Source organism: Terriglobus sp. YAF25 (assembly GCF_052113305.1).
In the GTDB taxonomy this organism is placed as follows: Bacteria; Acidobacteriota; Terriglobia; order Terriglobales; family Acidobacteriaceae; genus Terriglobus.
This window is the reverse complement of record NZ_JBFRCY010000410.1, coordinates 1-4,178: the sequence shown is the minus strand read 5'-3', so window position 1 is coordinate 4,178 and position 4,178 is coordinate 1. Positions and strand designations below refer to the sequence as shown.

General features: G+C 59.8%; 5 protein-coding genes. 2 read left to right on the top strand and 3 right to left on the bottom strand.

What is annotated here, in order from left to right:
- The coding region (locus AB4043_RS16780) for a transposase (protein ID WP_442307572.1) at positions 1–199 on the top strand (199 nt) is incomplete at its 5' end.
- Here the strand turns inward: AB4043_RS16780 and AB4043_RS16775 are convergent.
- From AB4043_RS16775 to AB4043_RS16765, 3 genes are all read right to left on the bottom strand, one after another.
- Positions 196–1,116 (bottom strand): metallophosphoesterase family protein, encoded by a 921-nt coding sequence (locus tag AB4043_RS16775; RefSeq protein WP_442300314.1) that lies wholly within the window; start codon positions 1,114–1,116, stop codon positions 196–198. The genes AB4043_RS16780 and AB4043_RS16775 overlap by 4 nt on opposite strands.
- A gap of 303 nt (positions 1,117–1,419) precedes the next feature.
- Positions 1,420–2,610: a glycosyltransferase gene (locus AB4043_RS16770; RefSeq protein ID WP_442307571.1), complete on the bottom strand. Its 1,191-nt coding sequence runs from the start codon at positions 2,608–2,610 to the stop codon at positions 1,420–1,422.
- The gene (locus tag AB4043_RS16765) at positions 2,610–2,993 is read right to left on the bottom strand and encodes a MerR family transcriptional regulator (RefSeq protein WP_442300312.1); all 384 of its coding nucleotides are present in this window, start codon (positions 2,991–2,993) and stop codon (positions 2,610–2,612) included. The genes AB4043_RS16770 and AB4043_RS16765 overlap by 1 nt, the downstream gene beginning before the upstream one ends.
- 92 nt (positions 2,994–3,085) lie before the next feature.
- Between AB4043_RS16765 and AB4043_RS16760 the strand changes: the two genes are divergently transcribed.
- A partial coding sequence (locus AB4043_RS16760; protein WP_442307570.1) for an SDR family NAD(P)-dependent oxidoreductase occupies positions 3,086–4,178 on the top strand: 1,093 nt, incomplete at its 3' end.

Below are 4,178 nucleotides of genomic sequence, written 5' to 3'. Positions count from 1 at the left end.
CAAAGCCAACCGGCGGCGGCAGCGAACCTACGATCTGACGCTCTACAAACTCAGAAACCGCATCGAACGATGCTTCAACAGACTCAAACAGTTCAGAAGGTTCGCCACAAGATACTGCAAATACGTTGCTTGCTTCGCTGCTACCGTCGCCCTCGCATGCTCGTGGTTACACCTCCAGCAATTTGTCGATACACCCTAGCTATCTTCCCGCACCGTTGCCCGAAAGCCATAGGTCTCATACCGTGTCGAGAGTTTGCCATTCGATACGGTCACGACGGTATAGCCCTCGGGCGATCCCATGTGCGTACCCTTCCACCAGTTGCCGCTTACAGCGCCGGACGTGATGTACTGCACACCCTTCCAGGTAACGACCTCGTTGACGTGAGTATGGCCCTGCAGTACAGCCAGAACGTTGTGTCCTTCGAAGGTCTTGATCACCTCTGCCGAGTTCGCGACTGTCAGTCCGTGATGAGCTGAAGGCTTAGCCGGAGGCGGAAGGTATTGCTCGTAGGCTGAGATGATGGGAATGTGGCTGGTCACGACGATCGGCGTTCCGGCAGGAACTTTCTTCAGATCGGCGTCCAGCCAGCCTAGCTGATCCGCTTCAATGCGACCTTCATAGGCGCGGTCACTGGTGATGAAGATCGAGTCCAGAATGACGAAGTGAATACCCTTGTGGTCGAAGGAGCGGTAGCGAGCACCCATGCGGTCTTCAAAGGTCTTCTTGCCATAGAGCGGATCGGTCGGGGAGACGCCGCTCTTGGGATAGATGCCCAGGACATCGTGGTTGCCGATGGCATGATGCACCTTCAGGCCAAGGTCCTGCTCGCTCTTGTTGTAGAGATCGAACAGGCTGAGCGCACGCGAGGTTGGAACCTCCAGGGAGTCGAAGACATGGTCGCCACCCTGGATGGCGAAGTCTGCCTTGACGGTCCGCATCTTCTTGAACGCCATATCGCAGCCCTTGGCAGCATCGAGCTGCGGCTGAATATGAGTATCGGTCAGGAAGAGGAAGGTGAAGTCCTGCTGCTGAGCATGRGCGGACGGAGCGTCGACGCCGAGCGCAAGGGCGGCTCCGGCAGTGCCTGCGAGTGTAAGAAAATCTCTGCGATGCATGGCCAAAACGGTAGCCGATCCAGGTAAAGAAACGATGAATGTGGCTTGATGGAGGCGATACACTCGTTGCCCCATTCTTCGCGGCTTTATCGCGAAGGGTGGGGTATCGAGCGAAGCGAGACAGCCGTTGTCTTGAGATTGGAACGATGTTTTTAGGAGTGTTTGTCTTTGCTCTACACTCAATCCCGAAGAACGGTCGCGCACAGCGCGATACCCCACCCTTCGCTTTCAGCGAAGAATGGGGCAACGGATGTTGGAGCCCATCGAAGGCTGTGGTTTCGCTCGAAACTTTCTGATACTTTCCTACTTGCGCCGCCTCAACTTACCATCAGGCGTCAGCTCATACAGCCCGCCGTGGTAGTACATCTCTCCCGGCAGATAAGAGCAGAGCCAGATGATGGAACCCATCAGATCACGCAGCGGATACAGCAGCGTGTAGCGCGCCCAGTTCGGGTCGTCCAGTATCCTCAGCATCGTCAAAGCCTGCGCCATACGGTTTGCGCAGGCAGCAGCGAGGAATCCAAAACCGAACAGGGGATGACCTGCAAACAGGCCCCACAGCAGGCCGAGCACACCAAAGGGCAGGGCAAAGGTGAGACCGGTGCCGAGGTGCCCTGCGGGCCGGGAGCGGCGCGTGCTCTGCATCCAGCGAAGCTGATTGCGGAAACTAAGCACCAGCGTGGTCTTCGGCACGGTCAGGTCGATGATGTGCGGCGACATGATGACCCGCCTGCCCTGCTCGGCCAGGCGATTGCCAAGGATGAAATCTTCGGCATGGTACTGGCCGAGGTCCTCGTATCCGCCGGCATGGGCGAAGGCATCGCGGCGCAGGATCATGGTGACGCCTAGCGAGAACTTTGTGCCGCCTTCAACCATGGTCGCCACCAGGACGCCGGCGCACATCTCCACGGTCTTGCCCATGGCATCGAGAGCGGTGGCAATGCCGGGCTCGTCAACGGTTCCCCGGTAGAGGCAGGAGGAGAGAGAGGTGCCGTCTTTCAGGTCCTGTACACAGCGCAGCAGATAGTCCGCACCCACGCGCGCGTCCGCATCGCTGGTGACCAGCGTCTCGTGCCTTGCGGCTTCAGCCAGCACGCCGAGCGAGTACATCTTCGCGTTGGGATACTTCGGTTCGCCGCAGGTCAGGTAGCGCGCATTGACCTGCGGATATCGCTGTCCTACCCGTTGTGCCAGTTGTAAGCCGGCATCGTTGGAGTGACGGGCAACAAAGATCATCTCCCATTCGCCCGGATACTGCTGCTCGAAGAAGGAGGCGAGGTTGCGCTCGAGGCCGGGCTCATCGCCATGCAGCGGCTTGCAGACGCTGACCGGAGGAACAAAGTCAGCAGGCACGCGCTCAGCGGCCCTTTTGCGGGTACGGTATTTCAGCGCAGCCACAATCACCATGCCGGTATAGATGGCAGACGTGACTGTGCCCAGAATCGAAAGAGACAGCAGGCCCCGGAGAGCCCACCCCCACGGTGTCAAACTCACTATTTCTTCGGCCCCACTGGTCGCTTGAAAGGTACGAGACCCGGACCCTGCGGCTGCTGGGCCTGATGGATGCGGGTGATCATCTCGCTGCGGACATACTCGACAAAGCTCTGCATCTGCCGGTTCATCTCTTCCATGCGCTCACGCATCTGCAGCACGATCGCGATGCCTGCGATATTCACACCAAGGTCTCGGGCAAGGTTGAGGATGAACTCCAGGCGTTCCAGGTCTTCGTCGGTATAGAGCCGAGTGTTGCCTTCAGAACGGGAGGGCCGCAGAAGACCTTCGCGCTCATATAAGCGAAGCGTCTGCGGGTGAATGTCATACATCTCGGCCACGGCCGAGATCATGTATGCTCCCTTCGACTTACGCTTGGTCGCCATAAACTACTCCCATAGTATTCGACGCCGTTTGTAGTTCGAAAGGATATGTTGCAGCAACCGGCTGAAGTGGACGGCCATCTGAACGGATAGTTATGGGATTTCTCTACAAGATTGGCAAGCGGATGGCTCTGCGCAAGCTCTATCGGGCAGCGACAGCAACCAATCCGGCGGCCCAGGTGTTGCTGGGCGCCGCCGGTATGGCCGTTACGGCCGGTGCGGTTTATGTGGCGAGCAAACGCCGTAAGGCCGTGCAAAACAAGGTGGTGGTGATCGCCGGTGGATCTCGCGGCCTGGGCCTTGCCCTGGCGCAGCGCTTCGCCCGCGGAGGAGCATCGCTGGTGTTGGCCGCGCGCGATCCCGAGGAGCTGCTGCGCGCCCGGCAACTGCTGCTGGACCGCGCCGCTGTCCGTTACGCGGAGGACGTGCTGCTGGTGCCCTGTGATCTGAGTGATGAGGCTGCGGCGGCCGATCTGATCCAGCGCGCGACCACCCACTTCGGGCGCGTGGATGTTCTGATCAACAACGTCGGCATCATCCAGGTCGGCCCGGTGGAGGAGCAGCCCCTTGCCGCCTTCGACGAGGCAATGCGGGTGAACTTCTTCTCGGCACTGAATACCGTGCATGCGGTGCTGCCGCAAATGCTGGTCCGCAGATCGGGCACGATTGTGAATATTGYATCCATCGGGGGCAAGCTTGCCGTGCCCCACATGTTGCCGTACACGGCGTCGAAGTTTGCATTGACCGGGTTCTCCGAGGGGCTGCATGTAGAGCTGAAGTCGAAGGGGATTCACGTCACCACGGTGTGCCCCGGTTTGCTGCGGACCGGATCCCACGTCAAGGCGGAGTTCCGCGGGCAGCCGGAGAAGGAGTACCAGTGGTTTGCCATGGCGGCGATGCTGCCAGGGCTTTCGGCCAGCACCAAACGCGCTGCCAACCGTATCTTCAATGCTGTGGCGGCGCGGAAGGCGGAGCTGTTTATCACGCCGCAGGCCTGGCTGGCGGCCCGCATCCATGGTCTTGCGCCGGAGACCACCCAGACGGTAGCGGGAATCCTGAACGCCTGGTTCCTGCCCGAGGCGCCTACGGGCGTGAAACATGGGCCGGTGGCAAAGGGCAGTGAGCTTCCACAGCCGGAGTTCAAGCCGATTGCCGCATGGAACGAGCATCTACAGCGCGAGAACAACC